This window comes from Cupriavidus necator A5-1, assembly GCF_000744095.1.
Lineage (GTDB): Bacteria > Pseudomonadota > Gammaproteobacteria > Burkholderiales > Burkholderiaceae > Cupriavidus > Cupriavidus necator_A.
In genome coordinates, this window is sequence record NZ_JQLI01000008.1 from 3,824,715 (window position 1) to 3,842,400 (window position 17,686).

16 protein-coding genes and 6 pseudogenes are annotated in these 17,686 nt (G+C 66.1%); 3 read left to right on the forward strand and 19 right to left on the reverse strand.

Translation table 11 applies throughout. The features are described 5' to 3' along the window. Window positions 1-8 precede the first annotated feature (8 nt). The 16 genes and pseudogenes from K307_RS41825 to K307_RS41880 all read right to left on the reverse strand — a co-directional run bounded on the left by K307_RS41825 (window position 9) and on the right by K307_RS41880 (window position 11,391). Window positions 9-545 carry an integrating conjugative element protein gene (locus K307_RS41825; protein ID WP_042886888.1) on the reverse strand — a complete coding sequence of 179 codons (537 nt, stop codon included), beginning with the start codon at window positions 543-545 and terminating at the stop codon, window positions 9-11. Continuing rightward, window positions 542-1,129 (reverse strand): transglycosylase SLT domain-containing protein, encoded by a 588-nt coding sequence (locus K307_RS41830; RefSeq protein ID WP_042886889.1) that lies wholly within the window; start codon window positions 1,127-1,129, stop codon window positions 542-544. Before K307_RS41830 ends, K307_RS41825 begins: the two co-directional genes overlap by 4 nt. Next, entirely contained in the window at window positions 1,114-1,809 is a 696-nt protein-coding gene (locus K307_RS41835) for a TIGR03759 family integrating conjugative element protein (RefSeq protein WP_051975503.1), read from the reverse strand. Before K307_RS41835 ends, K307_RS41830 begins: the two co-directional genes overlap by 16 nt. A 45-nt stretch (window positions 1,810-1,854) precedes the next feature. Continuing rightward, window positions 1,855-2,508 (reverse strand): hypothetical protein, encoded by a 654-nt coding sequence (locus K307_RS41840; protein WP_042886893.1) that lies wholly within the window; start codon window positions 2,506-2,508, stop codon window positions 1,855-1,857. 46 nt (window positions 2,509-2,554) lie between these two features. Beyond that, a complete protein-coding gene (locus K307_RS50185; RefSeq protein WP_051975504.1) occupies window positions 2,555-3,097 on the reverse strand; it encodes a PilL N-terminal domain-containing protein in 543 nt (180 codons plus the stop codon). Window positions 3,098-3,196: 99 nt separating this feature from the next. After that, window positions 3,197-3,416, reverse strand: a pseudogene (locus K307_RS50190) (DUF3577 domain-containing protein); the annotation flags it as partial. 104 nt (window positions 3,417-3,520) lie between these two features. Continuing rightward, window positions 3,521-3,885, reverse strand: a pseudogene (locus K307_RS41850) (DUF3085 domain-containing protein). A 62-nt stretch (window positions 3,886-3,947) separates the two neighbouring features. Continuing rightward, entirely contained in the window at window positions 3,948-4,742 is a 795-nt protein-coding gene (locus K307_RS41855; protein ID WP_042886895.1) for a hypothetical protein, read from the reverse strand. A 282-nt stretch (window positions 4,743-5,024) separates the two neighbouring features. Further along, window positions 5,025-5,162: pseudogene (locus tag K307_RS47100) on the reverse strand (ABC transporter substrate-binding protein); the annotation flags it as partial. A 1,207-nt stretch (window positions 5,163-6,369) separates the two neighbouring features. After that, a pseudogene (locus K307_RS50200) lies at window positions 6,370-6,612 on the reverse strand (topoisomerase DNA-binding C4 zinc finger domain-containing protein); the annotation flags it as partial. A 39-nt stretch (window positions 6,613-6,651) separates the two neighbouring features. Continuing rightward, window positions 6,652-7,029: pseudogene (locus tag K307_RS50205) on the reverse strand (single-stranded DNA-binding protein); the annotation flags it as partial. Continuing rightward, on the reverse strand, window positions 7,026-7,574 hold the full coding sequence (locus tag K307_RS41865) for a DUF3158 family protein (RefSeq protein WP_042886896.1): 549 nt from the start codon (window positions 7,572-7,574) through the stop codon (window positions 7,026-7,028). The gene K307_RS41865 and the pseudogene K307_RS50205, both read right to left, overlap by 4 nt. Then, window positions 7,571-8,347 carry a PFL_4669 family integrating conjugative element protein gene (locus tag K307_RS41870; protein WP_042886898.1) on the reverse strand — a complete coding sequence of 259 codons (777 nt, stop codon included), beginning with the start codon at window positions 8,345-8,347 and terminating at the stop codon, window positions 7,571-7,573. Before K307_RS41870 ends, K307_RS41865 begins: the two co-directional genes overlap by 4 nt. A gap of 465 nt (window positions 8,348-8,812) precedes the next feature. Then, a pseudogene (locus tag K307_RS47120) lies at window positions 8,813-9,126 on the reverse strand (hypothetical protein); the annotation flags it as partial. Window positions 9,127-9,129: 3 nt separating this feature from the next. Further along, window positions 9,130-9,690, reverse strand: coding sequence for a DUF2857 domain-containing protein (locus K307_RS41875; RefSeq protein ID WP_042886900.1), 561 nt, complete (start codon window positions 9,688-9,690; stop codon window positions 9,130-9,132). A 15-nt stretch (window positions 9,691-9,705) separates the two neighbouring features. After that, the gene (locus K307_RS41880) at window positions 9,706-11,391 is read right to left on the reverse strand and encodes a ParB family protein (RefSeq protein WP_419187213.1); all 1,686 of its coding nucleotides are present in this window, start codon (window positions 11,389-11,391) and stop codon (window positions 9,706-9,708) included. A 1,381-nt stretch (window positions 11,392-12,772) separates the two neighbouring features. Between K307_RS41880 and trmB the strand changes: the two genes are divergently transcribed. After that, the gene (gene trmB, locus K307_RS41885; protein ID WP_042886902.1) at window positions 12,773-13,561 is read left to right on the forward strand and encodes a tRNA (guanosine(46)-N7)-methyltransferase TrmB; all 789 of its coding nucleotides are present in this window, start codon (window positions 12,773-12,775) and stop codon (window positions 13,559-13,561) included. 71 nt (window positions 13,562-13,632) lie between these two features. Here the strand turns inward: trmB and K307_RS41890 are convergent, their stop codons facing one another. From K307_RS41890 to K307_RS41900, 3 genes are all read right to left on the reverse strand, one after another. Next, window positions 13,633-14,514, reverse strand: coding sequence for an undecaprenyl-diphosphate phosphatase (locus K307_RS41890; protein ID WP_042886904.1), 882 nt, complete (start codon window positions 14,512-14,514; stop codon window positions 13,633-13,635). Window positions 14,515-14,594: 80 nt separating this feature from the next. Then, window positions 14,595-15,155, reverse strand: coding sequence for a DUF1439 domain-containing protein (locus tag K307_RS41895; protein ID WP_042886905.1), 561 nt, complete (start codon window positions 15,153-15,155; stop codon window positions 14,595-14,597). A 52-nt stretch (window positions 15,156-15,207) separates the two neighbouring features. Next, on the reverse strand, window positions 15,208-15,513 hold the full coding sequence (locus K307_RS41900) for a hypothetical protein (RefSeq protein WP_042886907.1): 306 nt from the start codon (window positions 15,511-15,513) through the stop codon (window positions 15,208-15,210). A 269-nt stretch (window positions 15,514-15,782) separates the two neighbouring features. On the opposite strand from K307_RS41900, the gene K307_RS41905 reads away from it, so the two are divergent. Together K307_RS41905 and K307_RS41910 are read left to right on the forward strand one after the other, a co-directional pair. Then, complete coding sequence (locus K307_RS41905; RefSeq protein ID WP_042886909.1) at window positions 15,783-16,571, forward strand: TetR/AcrR family transcriptional regulator; 789 nt, start codon at window positions 15,783-15,785, stop codon at window positions 16,569-16,571. Continuing rightward, complete coding sequence (locus K307_RS41910) at window positions 16,568-17,680, forward strand: efflux RND transporter periplasmic adaptor subunit (RefSeq protein ID WP_042886910.1); 1,113 nt, start codon at window positions 16,568-16,570, stop codon at window positions 17,678-17,680. The genes K307_RS41905 and K307_RS41910 overlap by 4 nt, the downstream gene beginning before the upstream one ends. The last annotated feature ends 6 nt before the right edge of the window (window positions 17,681-17,686 follow it).

Genomic DNA, 17,686 nt, shown 5'->3' on the forward strand with positions numbered 1-17,686 from the left:
GTTTCACGTCACGGCTCGATGCCGGTGGAGGTGATCAGTACCGGGTAGTGACGGATGCCCAGCCGCTGAGCGAGGTCGTCGCCCGAGGCCGGCGACAGCATCAGGCCCGGCACGAGGCGGCGCAGCGCGGCCAGCACCTCGGGCGAGGCCACGTTGACCACCAGCCCCACCGCGCGCAGCTCTTGCAACGCCCCCCGGCGCTGCAGTAGCCAAGCGCGGGAGCGGTCATCGTCGCCGATCAGGAACAACGGTGTGAGGCCCGCCGCGCGGATGACGCGGCGCGGTTCATCACCCGGCGACAGCCGTGCCGAGCGCACCGGCAGCATGGCCGCCTCGGCTTCGGCCGGACCTGCGATGCGGGGTGCCGGCATCGGCGCGGCCGGCCTGGCCAGACCCGCGTCCTGGGAATTGAATGCCTGGTAGTACGGCAGCGCCGAAGCGCCGCCGCGGTCCTCGACGACGATCAGCGGTTCGGTGGTCGATTGCGCCGTGGCGGTGGTGGCAATGAGCAGCCCCAGGGCGGTAATGAAGAGCATGCGGTTCATGGCGTGGTAACGTTGGTGACGGAAAGGGTTGTGCGCGGCCCCAGCACGCGGACGAGGTACTGGCGCACGCTGCGGCGGTAGCGGGCGGCCGGTGCGCCGCCGGCTGGACGGTGGTAGCGCCCGATGGCGACCAGCCAGTCCTCGCCCTCTATGTGCTGCTCCTTGAGGATTTCCGCGGCGATCGCGAGATTCCGGTAAGGGTCGAGCAGCTCACAGGGGTGGCTGTAGCGGTGCGCCTGGTAGCCGAGATTGACCTGCCCGAGGCCGGCGTCGATCCGGTTGGCCGGGATGCGGGCAAGCGCCCTGCGCAAGCCGGCGCAGGTCTGGGCCTGCGTGGCATAACGCTCGGATTTGCCAGCGACATTGAGCGTCCACGGCCAAGGGATCAAACGGCCACGCAGCCTGGTGCCGCTCTCCTGCAAGGCCACCGCGTACAGCACCGGCGACGGCACGCCCGCGTGCTGCGCGGCAATCTGGTAGGCCGGTGGTGGCATCTCTTGCGCGCAAGCAACCGATGCCCAGAGGCAGGCGCCAAGCAGGAGCGCGGCACGCAACGCGGATGGCGCACTTACTGCCGCTGCCATTCGCCCTTCACCTCACGCACCACGGCCGGCAGCCCGCCCGGCACGCCGAGGGACAGCCAGCGCCCGGCATCATGGTTGAGCGTGATCGTGCGTGCGCGCACCCGGGCCGGGTCGATGCCGGCCCGGGTCGCCCACTGGCGGATGCGCACATCGTCCTGGCGGCTGCCGACCATATAGACATCGAAGGCCGTGCCCGCCGCCTGCAACTGGCGCACGCGCTGGTCGCACGGCGCGCAGTCGGCCTTGACGAAGACGGCCAGGCGACCGGAGCCCCTGTTGCCGGCGCTAGGTGCCTGTGCACCCGGCAGATTGACGCGCTGCTGGCCCGGGTAGAGGCGCTTCCAAGCCGCGTCGTAGGCCCGCTGGTAGGCGAGCGTCTTATCCACGCGCCGTGACTCGGCCTGAACCTGCAGCTCGGCGTAGTGGTCGCGCTCCTCGGCGCTGCGCGCCTCGATGCCCAGGGCCGTGAGCGGATCAAGGTTGGGGGAATAGATACCCAGCGGCCCATGCATCAGTTGCCGGTAGCGCGCCCATTCCTCGGGACGCAGCCCCCAATCCTTGGCCTGGCGCTCGTTGAGCGCGGCGTCGGCGCTGTTCAGTACCTGGCTCTGGACTACGCGGGAGGTCGCCAGCGGCGCCGCCTGTGCGTATGCGCGGGGTAAGCCGGCAGCCAGGAACATGGCAAGAACAGCCCCAGGCAGCCAATCTTGCTTCATGGCCCGCTCCTACGGAATCGCGATGCGCAGCGTGTGGCCGTCGATGCGGAACACGGCGTCACGCGTTTCGATGGACTGGAGGCGCCAGGCGCCCAGGGTGTCGCCCTCGCGAAGCAGCCGCACGTCGCGCACCGAAGCTGCGCCGCGCGCCACGACGGACAGGAAGCGCTCTCCACCGCGCAGCTCCAGGCCGACGACGTTGAACGGCGGCTCGGGCACCTTGGGCTTGGGAGGTTCAGCGGCGCGCCTGGGTGCCACGGCCACGGTGGGTGCGGCCCTCTTCAGGCGATCCTCGATGGCGCCGACGCGCGCCTGCAACGCCTGCACCTCGCTGGCGCGGTCATCGGCGGTATGAGCCTGCTCGACACGCGCCAGGCGCTCGTCCAGCGCTTGGCGCGTGGCGTCGAGGTCGGCCTGGGTGACGGGCTTGGGCTGACGCTTGACGGCCTCGGCCTGCGCTTCCAGATCGTCGACGCGGCTCGCCAATGCCTGGACATGGGCATCTCGGGCGCTGTCGCGGCTCTGATCGGTGAGACGCGACAACCCGACGCTGTTGACGATCGTCAGCGCGCTGACGAACAGCAGCCAGACGCCCGCGGCGATCCAGGGCCAGCGTGCCCGCCCTTCGCGGTCGGACGGGGCCGGAATGTTCGGGACGTTCATGGTTGCACCTGCGGAGTGTCGGTGCGCTCGACGTATTCGGCGCGATTCACAGCCGGTGCCCCGCCGGGGGGGTGGTAATGGGCGCCACCTCGTGCTTGAAGCAGACCTGGCGGGAGGTGTCATCGACCGCCATATCCCACGCCGGACCAGCGAGGGTCAGCAGCGCATCGCGCAGGACCAGCGGCCCCAACCGCAGATGGGCAGCAGGCAACGGCAGCGTGTACAGCCTTGCAGCCTCCAAGTCCTCGCACAGCCGGTAGCCCGAGCGCTGGAGGACGTGGCGCATGGCGTCGCCAACCGTGGTGTCGAGCGCAGGCGGGATGGTGATTTCCACGACCTGCTGCATCAGGTCGCGCTGCGCCGGCTCCGGCACCAGTTCGACCAAGGTGTAGCGCCCGTAGCGGTAGACGGGCACCGGGCCGGCTGGCGTCTCCATAGCGGACATCGGCGCCTGGGGCCGCTCGCGTGTGCTGGGCGTCTGCGTCAGATCCGGCGGTGGTACCGTGGTCGCACAGCCCGTGGCGAGGATGGCCCCTGCCAGCCCGGCGAGACAGGTAAGAGGGCGAAGGGAACAGGTGGACAGTCGCATTTGAATCGGCTCCCCGAAACATGGAGCCTTTACCTTCGCCTCACTCGATGCCAATGGCAGCACCAAATGGGAAACACACTGCCACCGGATTGGCGATGCCAGCAGGCGGCATCGAGGCTGAACACCCTCGCCGGCACGCTTCTCCTTGGAGTAGGTGGAGGTGTCGGTCCACAGGTCGCCCAGGCGCAAACCGATCATCACTTTCTTCTCGGCGTCGACCGCTTGGATGCAGCGACGGCGACGCCCCCGGAGCTGCGCTTCACGAACCCGTTGCGCGCGTGTCGAAACACACGTGCGAGACGTCGTCGCTGGAACCGTGGTGATCTCCTCTGGTGATGCGCAGATGCGATCCACTGGATCGATCTGGGCAACAACAGCGGCAAGAAAAAATGGGCCCCCGATCGGGGGCCGCGGATGATACGGTCAGCCACCGTTGGACGTGGAAGCCACTGCCTGCAACGACAGATGCGTGGCGGTAGCGGACACCTCAAGGTCGCCCTCGCCGTGCTGGATGATGGCGAAGACCCGATCCTGCGGATCGAAGAACTCGGCGAAATCGTCACCGCCAAACTCGGCGCGCCCCAGCTCCCACCAGTCATCGAACGCATCGACGTCCGGGTTGCAGCCAATGGCATAGGCGACGGCCTTCTGCCGCCCATCGGGCCGACGCTCGCCGCGCTCGGCCAGGAAGTACACGCCCTGGTCCTTGACCAGGATGATGCGACATGGTTGACCACCGCTTCGGCGAGCACGGGCCGCAGGTCCGAGCCTTTGAATCGAACAGACATGGGTGTGATCTCCAGAGAAAGGAATGAGAAGCCCCCGTCGCGAGGACGGGGGCGCATGGCAGTCAGTTCTGGACAGGTTTGCGAGCGGACAGGCAATGCACGCGGATGAGACGCCAGTTCCCGTCGTCGATCAGCTGCTCCAACGTCTCGCCCAGGGTGTCAAAGAACACTTCGTCGACCCGTTCGACCAGCTCGCCGTCGCGGCGTAGCTCCACCGCGTAGAGGTCGTCGCCGCGCTCGTAGAGCACAGTGACATGCCCCTGGAACTTCGCCGAGGACACGGTGAAGCCGATGGCCGGTGGCGTCGCGATGTCGTCGGGTAGAGGATCCACCCAGGTAAAGTCCCGCGCGCCGGCATCCACCAGCATGTGGGTGATGCGGCGAAAGCCGTCGGGTGCTGGCAACTGTTCCAGTTGCTGGATCAGCGCCTGCAGCTCGGAGCAGCGCGGCTCGGGAATCGGCAGCTTCGCCAGCGCGCAGCCGAGCACGTATCGTTTAACCGTGTAGGGTTGGCCCTCGGCGGTGAACTCCGTGCTCTCCTCGGGCGTATCCGCGCGCAGGCCGTCGAAACGGCGTCTGGCGTAGGGCTCGACCTGGACCTTGGCGCCCTCGTCGGGCTCCTCGGTCACGAGCGATCGATCGAGTACCGCGAACTCAGCCCGACCCGTCTTGACAACAATGACCTCGTCGGTCTTGGCGATCACCTTGCCCTCAAAGGGCTTCGGATCGATATGGAAGCCCAGCGTCGAAACCTTGGGCTGGCCATCGAAGATGTTGAACTTGAAGCTGCGGACGTTGGAAGGCACGTGGCCGCGCACCAGCGTCGGCATCTGTGCGCGGATGGCTTGGGTATCCATGGGTGAACTCCTTGTAGCAACCAAGGGACTCCCGCCCGCAAGGGAGGTATGTCCCTTGCAGGTGAATGGACGCTGGATGCGTCCGACGATAGAAGAAGACCGGAACGGCGAGCCGGACCGCAGTCTTTAAGGTCTCGACTGCCTGGGCATGCTGCTGGCAACACCAGCGGACATCGGACCAGCCTGCGGCAAGCATCCGCGCGTGTCGCGACAAAATCGGCACCCCGCCGCCACCTCGTTAGAATAGAAGGAGCCCCGTGCGGGGCTCAAAGGGGAAAGGCCCTATTCATCGTCGTACAAGGGCAGTCCGTCCAGCACCTGCGCGTCTGCATCGAAGATCAGCATGCGCACGTCGGCGGCGTCAGCCAGATGCAGCGCCTCCACGAGGGATTCCGGCATCCGCTTCTTGCGATGCTGCTGCCGCAACCATCGATGTCCACGCTGCGCTTCCAGGCCTCGAAGAATGCCTGTGGCGCATTGGCGAAGCGCCGTTCTTCCGGCGCGAGCCGATCAAGCACGTCTTGATGCAAAGACTCGTTTATGACACCCCTCCAGGTGATCGGGATCAGGGATGGGTCCGCTGTTGCCAGCGACCCGTCGCCAGGGCGAGGTCTGCCGCCTGCTGCGAGCGGAAATACTCGACGGACTCACACGATACCGGCCCTTCACGGTCGGCAGTGCCGATGTAGTAGCCGGCGGCGCTGAGGAGCACCTGCAGGGGCAGGGGCAGGCGCTTGCCCGTGTAGGGCCTGGCCAGATAGCCGATAGACGCGGCACGGGCCTGTGCCGGCGCTCAGGGGCGCCGATGCGATAGCAAGGGACATGGCTTCTACTGGCGGAAGGACCGGGAGCCCCACGCCCTGACGGGAGCGGAAACGTCCCGAAGGGTTGAGGAAAGAAGCATCGGCGTCGGGAAGACGCTCGTCCGCGGTGGGCGATGCGATGCGGGCTGGTTCGATCCACGCGGCGATCACGCGTTGCAGCCTTGAAGATCGGAGCTGCCTGGGCATGGCGCTGACGGTGGTCAGCAGCGCATGGCCTCAGCATGGTCGCGAAGCCATGCCCGGGTCGCGCGCCAAACCGCATCGTGTTCGTGCCGCTTTGTGCCGGCGCGGCGCCTTTTTTTCTGATCAGGCAAAGAACAACAGGCCGAAAGCACGAAGCCTTCAGCCTTGGACGAAGAGACCACCTGTGGGCTGTCGCAGTCCTGGCCGTTGTCAAAGCCGTGTGCTGCACCAGCAGTCGCACTCGACCCGTATCGTGGCTGGGGTCGACATCCTTCGGCACACATCCGCGCACAAAGGGAGCCCGTTGTTCCACCGGCGGGCACCGGCAACGAATACCGGCGACCCGATGGGTCTCCTGGCGGCTCGCTGCGGCACAGGCCGGCCAGCCGCCAGGAGACCCACCGCCATCGACGGAAGCACCTGGATCAATGGAACCGCGCCGAGCGCGGTCTGCCGAAGAATGGCCTTCTCGCCTCGCATGTCCATGACAGCACCGCGAGGCGCGCGCACCGTTGCAGAAGGTGACATGCGCTGGGATATCCCGCGGGATGCGGGAGCTTGGCCCCACCGTCGAATGCGGCCGGAGTGGCGCAGGGATTCGTGGGCGTCAGCGTGCCCTGTTATGACGACCTGGAAGATGCACACCGCCTGCGCGATGCGCCGCGCTGCCCCTCCGAGGTCTCGATCGGCTGCGTTCCCTTGCAGTCCGGGTAGCGGCTGCATGGATAGAAGCCGCCGCTCTTGCCGGTGCGCTGGCGCATGGGCGCGCCACACTGAGGACACGGCGGCGATGGCGCCAACATGATGGCGAGCGTCGCGCCGCTGTACTGCTGCACGAGCTGCGCCACCCAGGCGGATTGCTTGGGCGACAAAGGCGTCGCGGTTGTCGAGAACAGCGACGACTGGCGGCCGGCGGGCTTGGCGCTCAGCGTCACGGCGTCGACGCGGTACCGCAGGATGCCCACGCGCCGGGCGTCGACCTTGAACGTGACGCGCTCGTTCTTGTTGGCATCCTCCCCTTTGTCTCGAACCGTACGACCCTCGACCAGCACCCGCATGCCATTCTGGTACAGCGTCTTCGAGTGCTCGGCATCGCGGTGCCGCAGTTCCACCGGCGCCCAGAAGCCGCCGCGGCCCTCCTCGCCGTCCTTGCGTGGGATCGGGTTGTCGAAATAGACGTTCAGGCGCAGCAGCCGGCGCAGCTCGCGATTGCCATTGGGGAATTCGCGGTCGTCCGGCGCAGAACCGATGTTGCCCTCGCCGACGAAGTGTGTGCTCATGGTGAATCCTTGGGAATGATGGCAGCGAACGCGGCATGGCCATGGATACGCCGCAGGTGAATCGCCTCGGCCTGGGCCATCTTGTTGGCGCATTCCAGGGCGTGGCGGGCGATGCTATGGGTCAGGCTGATCTGCATGTTCAGCGCGATGCGCTGCAGCTCCATCGCATACAGGTCGTCGATCAGCGAGGCCGGTACTGCGGGCCGGCCGAGCAGCGATTCCCACAAGGCCACGCCCATGGATGAGCGGTCGAGATTGCGCCAGCGCAGGAAGGTCGTCCCTGCTCCAGTGGTTTGCTGGGCCAGTTGCACATCGAGGAGGCTGAATGGATAGGCTCTCGCCTGGGGCAGCACGCGCCGCTGTGCCAGGACGATCAAGCTATCGCGCAGCGCCAGGCACTGGCTGGCCCAGGCCTCCAGACTCCCCTTACCTTTAAAAGGTTGTAAAAGGCCTTTTAGGTAGCCTGCGTGTTCCAGTCGCTGGAAGTCCGCCTGTTCCAGCGCCGTGAAGCGCGTCGGCTGGACGGGAATGGTGGGTGCCGTCATTCCGTCGCATCCTCGTCGCGTGCAACGGCGTCGGCTGGGCCATCAATGGTGTTGGAAGTCGGGTCCACCGCGGTGGGCGCGGCCGAGGATTCGGAGCGACCGTCCCGGCGCGCGACGGGTGGCGCAAAGCGCGAGCGGCGCGTGCCTTCGAGCACGTCCTGCGGCAGCTCGCCGAACTTCTCCACCGCCGCACGCGCCGCCTCGTTCTTCGCCGCGAAATCATCGCGCGTCGTGCCGGAGTAGCGATACTGCTGGGCTAGCGAAAACAGGCTGCGCATTGCGTGCGCGCCATCGTTGAGCCAGCGCTCCAGCGTGCTGCGGTCGATCAGCGCCGTGTGGTGAGCGAGGATCAGCTTGCGCGCGAGGTCATCGTAGTCGGCCAGCAAGTAGACGGCGGCGAAGCCGAGCTGGGCGTTGATGAACAGCGGCAGCTTCACCGGCTGCACGTTCAGGTTCTCGCCCAGGCTGAGCGCCGGAGGCACGCCGGCGAGCGCCTGGTCCACCTGTTCGCGCAGCGTCTGCAGACGCGTCTTGGTGTCGGCCAGCTTGTCCTCGATGCGCAGCATCCACCAGTCCGAGTAGGGATCGTCCTGCTCGGCGCCGCGCTTCATCTTGTTCATCATACTGATGTAGCCGTTGAGGCCGATGATGCCGGGACGCCCCTCGGCGGCGGCGCGGCCATGCCAGACGCGGGACGCGTGGTGGGTGTGCAGCGTCAGCGACATCGCGCTGCGCAACGATCCGAGATTCAGTTGCAGGGGTTCATTAGCCATGGGGACGACTCGAGAAGAAGGAACGAGTCGCCAGCATCGGCGTCGGCCGGAAGGCCGTCAGTCAACAAACCGCAGCCCGAGCCTGCCCGCATTGTTCGACGCGGAGGGCCGGGTGTGCCAGCTATCCCCTGGGGATAGCTGGCACACCCGGCCAGTTCATGGAGCGCTCGCACAGCGCCATGCGCGCAGTGGGCGCTATACCTCTCGTGCCCAGTACCAGGCGGCCCGCTGACCATCCACGTCTCGGTAGCGAAGCTCGAACAGCCGTCACTCATGTACCACCGCCGCCAACTGCTGCATCCGTACTTGGCGGGCAGTTGCTCGGCGCGTCCATCCATCGACGGCAAGTTCCCCGGCCACCTCGCGCAAAACGCGAACGATGCCGGCCACCGGCCAATACGACAGGCAGCAATCGAATGCAGTGGAAGGACGTCTGTTCCAACTATCCCCTGGGGATAGCGACCCTGAGGCCTGGGCAGCGCACGGCATCGAGCGCCAGGTAGGGGCGGAGCTGATCGTAGGTCGGGAACGCGCTCACACCGCTGTCGTTGAGCTGCCGGCGGAACACCTCCTAGGCATTGCGTTCCAGCGGCGTCAGGCGCCGGTCGAGGAATCGCGCACGTGGCACGCTCTCGTGGCGGTTACCGTTGTAGAGGAAGCCGTCACTGCCCGGTCCGACCGCTTGGGTCGGTACTTGGTCCGATGCCAGTTCTCTCAGCGCCGAACAACGCCGACAGCGCTATGGGACCATCGCGCCGTGGTGCGCCGCCCGTCGCCATGGTCTACACCAGCCCCTCGTCGATCCAATTCCGTATCGCCGCCCAGACCACCGACATCGGCAACGTCAGGGTCTCGGCCAGGTCCATCGTCAGGCCCAGCATGGCCAGATCGTCGTCCAGCGCGATATGACGCTCGCTGACTCCGGCTTTCCAACGCTTCCACAGGATGGTGCCCTGTGCCTCGTCCAGCACCGGGTGCCGACCCTTGCGTTTGGGCAGCCCGAGAATGTCGCGACGCAGTGCGACTTCCTGATGCGTGAGGCCGTAGAAGCGGCTTACCATCTCCGTGCTCGCGCCCAGGCGCAGCATGCGATCCACCGTGGCGATTTCCTGCTCCACGTCATGTACCTGGCTCAGCAGCCGCTTCAGTACCTCGCGGTTGACCGAGACCGAACACCACGACACCGCGGCATTGACCAGCACACTGACCAGCGCCGGATGCTTGAGCGCCTCCAGCTCCTCCTCGCCGAAGCCCATCGCCTTGCAGCGACGCAATTGGCCATTGCGCAGATCGTGCAGCGCTTGGGCGATGACAGCCTGGTTGAGCGGATGAGGTGACGACATGGTGGCCTCCCGCCCTCAGGAATCGTGGCCCGGGTCGGCGAACGCCGTACCGTTCTCCAGATCCAGCAGCCGTCGCGCCAGGCGCAGCAGCCGGAACAACTTCACCAGGCCAGTGTCGCTCAGGCGCATGGACGTTCGGCCTCTGCCGTGCAGCAGCGGCGCCAGGTCGTCAGCCAGTCGCGCACGATCCGGTCCTGTCGCGGTTGGCTGAGCGGTGCTCAACGCATGCAACAGCGCCAGCACGGCACGAGCGAAGTCAGGCATGGCCCTCGCCTGCGCAACGGGCGGAGTCACGCAGACGAAGCCGATACCATCGTCACTGGGCTCGATCTGCTCGCCGACCGCCGCCTCTTCGGCGACCTCGCGGGCGAACTGTGCGATATGCACCCGAAGCCGGTCCGGCACGTCCAATCCTGGCTCGATATACCAGACATCCGAGACGGGGTAGAGGCCACCGACCTGCACGGGGATCGCGCGCAAGGCATTGGTCTCGAAGTCCGGTAGCCTGTCGCCCAACTGGTCCGCTACCAGGCGCTGAATGGATTGCAGGCGTTCGGTGGTCGGCGCCGGGGACACGATGTGTCCCTGCAGGCGCTGCGCATCACGGTCGGCCCGTACTGGCTCGGCGCCTACTTCCCCGGCTTGTCCGCTGCCAGCCGCAGGCGCCATAGCAGTCCGTGTCGAGGGCCTCGCGGCAACGGGTCCAGTCGGTACGCCGGCCTGCTGTGCCGGTGTTGCCGCCGGAGGTGGCGATGCAGGCCTTGGCGTCGCAGACACGGTAGAGGCTGTTGGCCTCACCGGCAAGGGCTCGCTGCTCAGCGCGCGCTGCCGGCTTTCGCTGTCGTCGATCTCCAGGCTCAGTGTGTCATAGTCTGTGTCCAGCAACTCGGCCATCTGGCCCGCCAGTTCGTCCTGCACCCGCTGGAGCGAGAAGCCATCCGGTTGCGCGTCGAACTGCGACAGCACATCCTGGAACAGCGAGGCGAAGTCCACGGCGAGGTGACGGCCCAGCGCTCTGCGTTCCCAGGTGCGCTCGCACGCCTTGCGCAGCACTGCGAGCCGTTCCACCTGATGCCGGCCGAGCCCGCCGTACAGCACGGTTGGAATCGCTGGCAGCAGATAACACACCGCGTCCTGCATGCGGCTGATGCGCGATTGCTGCACCGGATACCCATCGGCCGTCAGGCGCCTGGCGAGTTCGGACTGGGTCAGTGTGCTACCCGTTTCCTGCTCGTAAAATTCGCGCGCTTTCTCGACCCCCAGGGCGCGCTCGATGAAAGTCAATCCGCCGCGCAGCTCGTTTTCCGCCAAGTGGCCCGTCAAGGCGGCGATCTCGCCCCGTTCCGGCCAGGGGCGGAATAGGCAGGACATGCGAAAGAACCGTTCCTGCTTGGTCTCAGCCCACAGCTCGCGAAGAATTGCCAGACGCGTATTGCCACCGTTGCGAATGATGTAATGCGCTTCGCTTGGGCGCCGCGTGATCGCCGGTGGCGCATCCAAACCGCGCTCTCGGATGGACGCCTTGATTTCCTCATAAGCCGGATTGCGCTTGACGCGCGGATCGTGGTCATACGGGCGCAACTGGTCCAGCGTCACGATCATTGGTGTGTCGGCAATGGGATCGGTCAAAGCCGTCGCAGAAGGGCCAGCTCGCTGAAACCCGGCGGCGAGCAACTTGTCCGCCTTGTTCCGAGGGTTCATCTCAACCACGACTACCCTCCTTCGCCTCGTCATCGAGGGTGCAACGCGCCTCGCGATCAGCACGACGGATCCGACCAAACTTTGGATATTGATTCGGGGTGGTGAATGCCATGGCCGGGTCCATCCACGTTGACACGCTGCCAGATTTCAAAGCACCTCCGTGTTTCTCGGGAGCGATTCTGTTACAACGATGCCTGGCTTTCCTCGACCGGATCCACCCGAGCAGTGTTCCCCGGCGTCATCAGTACTATCAATGGCGCTAAGACGTCCTGCGCCGAACACGAAGTCGCCTATGGATTCGCATCTTCGCTCCAGTCCTTGTCTCCTGGTTCGCTCCCGTGCGGCGGAGACCTCCCGCCCGGCTGTTTATCGCCTGTTGCCTTCGGCGTCTTGAACTTGTCGTACGCAGGATCCCCCAAGACCGCTTGTCTGCAATCACCGATACTGGGTCAGGTCCCGCTGCGCGGGCGGTGCGCAGCAGTAACATCGACATATGCGGTGTGCGTACCTGCGCGAGTAGACCCGCTCTGCGGGGGCTTAACAAGGACTCATTTTGCAAGAGTTGTTGCGCCTGGATTCTTAATTGCGGACTCACCACAAGTTTGCTGATCAACACCATGCGGCACGTTACTGAAGTACCGCGAACACGAGTCAGCGGATCGGGTTGATATGAAAACTCGACACGACTCAGCCTCTGACATCCCAGGTGCGGAGCCGATACCTTGTGTCGCTGGTTCATCGCGCTGTCGATGTGCGAAGCTATCTGGGTACCGACTGCCCCCGCGGCGATGACCCAGGATGCCGTCCACGGCAGCGCCTACAGCTTCCGACAAAGATCTTCTCATTGGCAAATCATGCAAAAGTGCCCGTAAGAACTGATTGCGTTGTATTGGATCTGAAGGAAGAGGTTCGTTGGGCTAGGAGAGTGTTAGCGCTTTGTCAGGATTGCGTAAAGATTGTCCATCAGCTCATCCACTCTTGCTGCCATCGCTCGACTTCGATGAGCAGAAGTGGTTCCGGCAAGGTACGCAGGCCGCAGAGGTGATCGATTGCTTCGCGAAGAATTTCGGTGGGAGGTCTTCCGGAACAAACCATGGCTCTGCCTATCGAGCACAGTGAGCGTCCTGGGCAAGTCGCTCAGTGACTCAAGCCTTGGCGGTAGTAGGTGGACGTCAAAAGATGTGGGCAGACAGCTTGACTTGCCGAAGAAGGACGGAGCGGTACATAATGTGGCCTTGCCCCCATTGGGCAAGCAAAAAAGTAGCTGTTTTTAATCCATGGGTTGGGCAGTGTTATGTTCCCATCACCCGCCCCACCTCCAGTCGAGACAAGCCGCCTTTGCCACCGTCATGGTGATCTGCCCGGCGGCTTTTTTGTTGCCATGCTTCCCCAAGACCCCAGCACCGAACCGACGCCGGCCGATGCCGCAGCGCCGGTAGACAGCGCCGGACAAGCGTCCGCTCCTTCCCCTGCCGATCCTGAAGGCGTGGCGCATCCGCGCCGGATCCGTTCGTTCGTGCGTCGCGCGGGACGGACGTCGACGGGGCAGCAGCGTGCCATCGATGAAGTCGGGCCGCGCATGATGGTGCCCTATGCGCCGCAGCCGCTGGACTGGGAGGCGGTGTTCGGCCGCAAGGCGCCGGCGATCCTGGAGATCGGCTTCGGCATGGGCGAGACCACCGCGCATATCGCCGGGTTGCGTCCGCAGGACAACTTCCTCGGCTGCGAGGTGCACGAGCCCGGCGTGGGCGCGCTTCTCAAGCTGATCGACGAGCGTGGTCTCAACAACGTGCGGATCCTCCAGCACGATGCGGTGGAAGTGATCGCCCATATGCTGACCGACGACAGCCTGGACGGCGTGCATATCTACTTCCCCGACCCGTGGCACAAGAAGCGTCACAACAAGCGCCGGCTGGTGCAGCCGCCGCTGGTGAAGCTACTGGCCGCGCGCCTGAAGCCGGGCGGCTATATCCACTGTGCGACCGACTGGGAAGAGTACGCGCACCAGATGGTGGAAGTGCTGTCGGGCGAGCCGTTGCTGGAAAACACCTCCACCACCCCGGACGGTTTTTCCGAGCGGCCGGACTACCGGCCCGTCACCAAGTTCGAGCGGCGCGGCGTGCGCCTCGGGCACGGCGTGTGGGACGTGGTGTTCCGCAAGCGCGGCTGAGTCCAGACGGGACCGACAAAAAAGGCGTGGCACCGGCCACGCCTTTTTCGTTGCCCGAACGGCTTGGCCGCTCAGGCGTGCCAGGTCACCAGGCCAGAGTACGCCGTCGCCAGCACCACGATGCCGAAGGCGATGCGATACCACGCAAACGGCTTGAAGTCGTGCGTGGCAACAAAACGCAGCAGCCAGCGCACGCACAGGAAGGCGGACAGGAACGCAAAGACGAAGCCCACCGCGAAAATACCGAGGTCATCGGCATTGAGCACCGAGCGCGCCTTGTACAGCTCGTAGACCGTGGCGCCGAAGATCACCGGGATTGCCAGGAAGAACGAGAACTCGGTCGCCACCTTCCGCGACAGCCCGAACAGCATCCCGCCGATGATGGTGGCGCCCGAGCGCGAGGTGCCGGGCACCAGCGCGCAGCACTGCGCCAGGCCGACCTTGAGCGCGTCGCGCCAGTTAAGATCGTCGACCGATTCGATGCGCGGCGCGCCGGCCTTGGCGGCTTCCAGCAGTGCATTGCCCTGCGGGTGCGAGACCGTGCCGCGGCGCGCGTCGCGCCATTCGGCCAGCAGGATCACCACGCCGCCGACGATAAAGGCCAGCGCCACCGTGATCGGGTTGAACAGATGGGCCTTGATCCATTTGCCGAAGACAAGGGCCAGCACGATCGCGGGCACGGTGGCGATCACCACGTTGGCGGCAAAGCGCTGTGCCTGCGGGTCGGAGCCCAGGCCGCGCACCACGCTGGCGATGCGCGCGCGGAACTCCCAGCAGACCGCCAGGATTGCGCCGAACTGGATCACGATCTCGAAGATCTTGCCCTTCTCGTCGTTGAAGTCGAGCAGTTGGCCCGCCAGGATCAGGTGGCCGGTGCTCGAGATGGGGAGGAACTCGGTCAGTCCTTCGACGATGCCGAGTATCACGGCTTTCAGGGCAAGTGCGATGTCCATGCGGAACGGAGAGAGACGTTGTCATGGGCGTTGCCCGGGATGCGTGCCGGGCCGCCTGTATTGTTGTTTGAGCGCCCCGGTCAGGGACGGTTGATCTTGACGTTGATGCCGTCAGGCAAAACCGTGATTGTACCGGGCTCCACCTGCGTGCCGGCAACCCGCAGTTGATCTTCGCGGAAGGTATAGAGCGGATAGCCCTGCAGCAGCTGCTCGGCCAGGATGCCGCCCAGCAAATTGAGCTGGCGCGAGAACTGCGCGGGCATGCCCTGCACGTCAAAGCGTTGCACTTCGGGATCCTGCAGCACCAAAGAGCGCGTGGGCTCGTCATAGCGCAGGCCGCTGTCCAGCGCGAAGCGCCCGCTCAGGGCACGGGGGAAGAACAGCTTGTTGTCGACAGTGGCGTCGAACTGCACGTTGACGCGGTTGCGCGCCGGGTCCAGCGTCAGGCGCGGGTTGGTCAGCTGGATGTCGAACAGCTCCATATAGCGCTTGTTGAACGGGAACTTGCGCTCCAGCGCCGCCTGCAGCTGGCTTTGCGAGAAGGTGTACTCGTTGCGGAAGGCGCTGCAGGCGGCCAGCCCCAGCGCCAGTGTGGCCGCGGCCGACGCGGCAAGCCAGCGCCGTCGGGAAGTCCGGATCATATCGCCTCCGATTAAAGGATGTCGGGCGTGCGCGCCGGCACGGCGGCGGGCGTCACACGCGCGGACCGGGCCGGGCGGACGTGGCCTGCGGCGCGGTCAGAATTTCGAGTCGGGTCAGCCAGTGCAGCGCCGCTTCGCGCGTGTCGCCGCACATTTCGGCCGACGGCTTCAGGCCGGCACAGAACGCGGGCCGGTCGGGCCTGCCGAACACCGCGCAGCGCATATCCGGCAACAGCTGCGCGCAGGGCACGCCGGCCGGCTTGCCGTCGGGCATGCCGGGCAGCGGCGAGGCGATCGACGGGGCAATGCAACAGGCGCCGCAGCCCGCGCGGCAGGGGTGGTCTGACCGACAACTCATCGCAATGGTTCAGGGGAACGGCCGCACGAAAAAGGGAACCGGCGGCGCGCTTGAAGTCGCCATTGTGCCCGAAGGGCCCCTGGCGTCCTGTAAGAAAAGGCAAGCGCCGTGCAAGCCAGCGCGCTCACCCCCTTATTAAGGGCATCCAGCATCACATGTATCACATTGGCCTCGGTGTGTACCCGGAGGCGGCTGCCGGGCGCTTGACCCTCCCATAGCGCTACTCTACATTACTGACCCACAAGTTATTAACAACCATTACCTCCCCCGTGCCCCGCAGTATCCGCAACACACCCGTGAAAACGCCCGCCGATCCGCACAAAGACGCCGACGCCCCGCGCTGGAGCCGCCGCAAGGCCGCCCGCCCGCAGGAGCTGGTGGCCGCCGCGCTCGAACTGTTCGTGGAGCGCGGCTACGCCGCCACGCGCCTGGAAGACGTGGCCGCCGCGGCGGGCGTGTCCAAGGGCACGGTCTACCTGTATTTCGCCAACAAGGAAGAGCTGTTCAAGTCGGTGGTGCGCGAGAACCTGGGGCCGGCACTGGCGCGCGGCACGGACCTGGTCGACAGCTATGAGGGCAGCACCCCTGAGCTGCTGCGCGAGCTGCTGCGCGGCTGGTGGGGCCTGATCGGTGCCACCACGGTGGCGGGCCTGACCAAGCTGATCATGGCCGAGTCGGGCAATTTCCCGGACATCGCGCGCTTCTACAACGAGGAAGTGATGGTGCCGGGCGACGAGCTGTTCGCCAAAGTGCTGGCCCGCGGGGTGGCCCGTGGCGAATTCCGCCCGATGCCGGCCAACCCCACCACCACGCTGATCTGCGCGCCGCTGGTGTTCCTGATGCTGTGGCAGCGTGCGCTGCGCGCCACCGCGGAAAAGGACATCGATCCGGAAGCCTTCCTCGACAACCTGCTCGATACGCTGCTGTTCGGGCTGACCGCCGGCGAAGCGCGCGATCGCCCGCTGCCGCCGCAGAACGGCCCCTATGTCTGGGAACGCGTCCGCGACGAAATGCTGGCGCAGCGCGCCGCCGAGCCCGAGCCCACCCCCAGAACATGAAGGGAAAGACCCTGCTGATCACCGCCGCCTGTGCCGTCATTGCGCTGAGCGCCACGCTCGCCGTGCGCAAGGCCGGCAGCGCGCGCCGGCCGCAGCCGCCGGCGCAGGCTGCGGTGAACGTGGTGGAATTCCTGCAGACCGACCTGGTCAGCGCCGGCCGCCAGGACCTGCAAGCCTCGCTGCCGCTGTCGGGCAGCCTGCGCGCGCTGAACCAGGCGTCGGTCAAGGCCAAGGTCTCCGGCGAGGTGCAGCAGGTGCTGGTGCGCGAAGGCGAGCCCGTGCGCGCCGGCCAGGTGATCGTGCGCATCGATCCGACCGAGTACGAGGCCAAGGTGGCGCAGGCGCGCGGGCAGATGCTGGCCATGCGCGGGCAGCTCCAGAACTCGCGCCAGACCTGGGAGCGCAACCGCGAGCTGGTCGGCAAGGGCTTTATCTCGAAGACCGCGTTCGACAAGTTCCAGTCCGACCTCGACGTGGCGCGCGCCAACCTCGATGCCGCGCAGGGCGGGCTGGCCGTGGCGCAGAAGGCGCTGGCCGACACGGTGGTGAAGGCGCCGCTGGACGGCATGGTCTCCGCGCGCGCGGTGCAGCCGGGCGAGAAGGTGTCGCCGGACACGCGCCTGGTCGACGTGGTCGACCTGCGCATCCTGGAGTTGGAAGCGCCGATCCCCATGGCGGACGTCGCGCGCGCCGCGGTCGGCCAGCCGGTCGAGCTCGACGTGGAAGGCGCCGGCCGCTTTACCGGCAAGTTGGTGCGCATCAACCCTGCGGTCAGCCAGGGCACGCGCAGCATCATGGTCTATATCCGCGTGGAGAATGGCGACGCCAGGTTGCGCGCCGGCATGTTCGCGCGTGGCGCGCTGGTGCTGGGCGAGCGCGCGGGCGTGGTGGCGGTGCCGGTGTCGGCGGTGCGCATGGAAGGCGAGCGCGCCTTCGTCTATGCCATCGACAAGGACACGCTGGCCGAACGCCCGGTGCAGCTGGGCATCCGCGATGAGGCCAGCGGACTGGTGGAGATCGTCTCCGGCCTCGACGCCGGCGCGGAGATCGTGCGCAACAACCTGGGCACGCTGCGCAGCGGCAGCCAGGTCAGGCGTGTGAAGGCCTGACGCCGC

Excerpts from the sequence above, each read along its gene's own strand:
- K307_RS41830 (WP_042886889.1), bottom strand. The coding sequence starts at position 1,129 with ATGGCAGCGGCAGTAAGTGCGCCATCCGCGTTGCGTGCCGCGCTCCTG.
- K307_RS41870 (WP_042886898.1), bottom strand. The coding sequence starts at position 8,347 with ATGGCTAATGAACCCCTGCAACTGAATCTCGGATCGTTGCGCAGCGCG.
- K307_RS41840 (WP_042886893.1), bottom strand. The coding sequence starts at position 2,508 with ATGAACGTCCCGAACATTCCGGCCCCGTCCGACCGCGAAGGGCGGGCA.
- K307_RS41880 (WP_419187213.1), bottom strand. The coding sequence starts at position 11,391 with ATGAACCCTCGGAACAAGGCGGACAAGTTGCTCGCCGCCGGGTTTCAG.
- trmB (WP_042886902.1), top strand. The coding sequence starts at position 12,773 with ATGCTTCCCCAAGACCCCAGCACCGAACCGACGCCGGCCGATGCCGCA.
- K307_RS41865 (WP_042886896.1), bottom strand. The coding sequence starts at position 7,574 with ATGACGGCACCCACCATTCCCGTCCAGCCGACGCGCTTCACGGCGCTG.
- K307_RS50185 (WP_051975504.1), bottom strand. The coding sequence starts at position 3,097 with ATGCGACTGTCCACCTGTTCCCTTCGCCCTCTTACCTGTCTCGCCGGG.
- K307_RS41910 (WP_042886910.1), top strand. The coding sequence starts at position 16,568 with ATGAAGGGAAAGACCCTGCTGATCACCGCCGCCTGTGCCGTCATTGCG.
- K307_RS41900 (WP_042886907.1), bottom strand. The coding sequence starts at position 15,513 with ATGAGTTGTCGGTCAGACCACCCCTGCCGCGCGGGCTGCGGCGCCTGT.
- K307_RS41875 (WP_042886900.1), bottom strand. The coding sequence starts at position 9,690 with ATGTCGTCACCTCATCCGCTCAACCAGGCTGTCATCGCCCAAGCGCTG.
- K307_RS41895 (WP_042886905.1), bottom strand. The coding sequence starts at position 15,155 with ATGATCCGGACTTCCCGACGGCGCTGGCTTGCCGCGTCGGCCGCGGCC.
- K307_RS41825 (WP_042886888.1), bottom strand. The coding sequence starts at position 545 with ATGAACCGCATGCTCTTCATTACCGCCCTGGGGCTGCTCATTGCCACC.
- K307_RS41835 (WP_051975503.1), bottom strand. The coding sequence starts at position 1,809 with ATGTTCCTGGCTGCCGGCTTACCCCGCGCATACGCACAGGCGGCGCCG.
- K307_RS41890 (WP_042886904.1), bottom strand. The coding sequence starts at position 14,514 with ATGGACATCGCACTTGCCCTGAAAGCCGTGATACTCGGCATCGTCGAA.
- K307_RS41855 (WP_042886895.1), bottom strand. The coding sequence starts at position 4,742 with ATGGATACCCAAGCCATCCGCGCACAGATGCCGACGCTGGTGCGCGGC.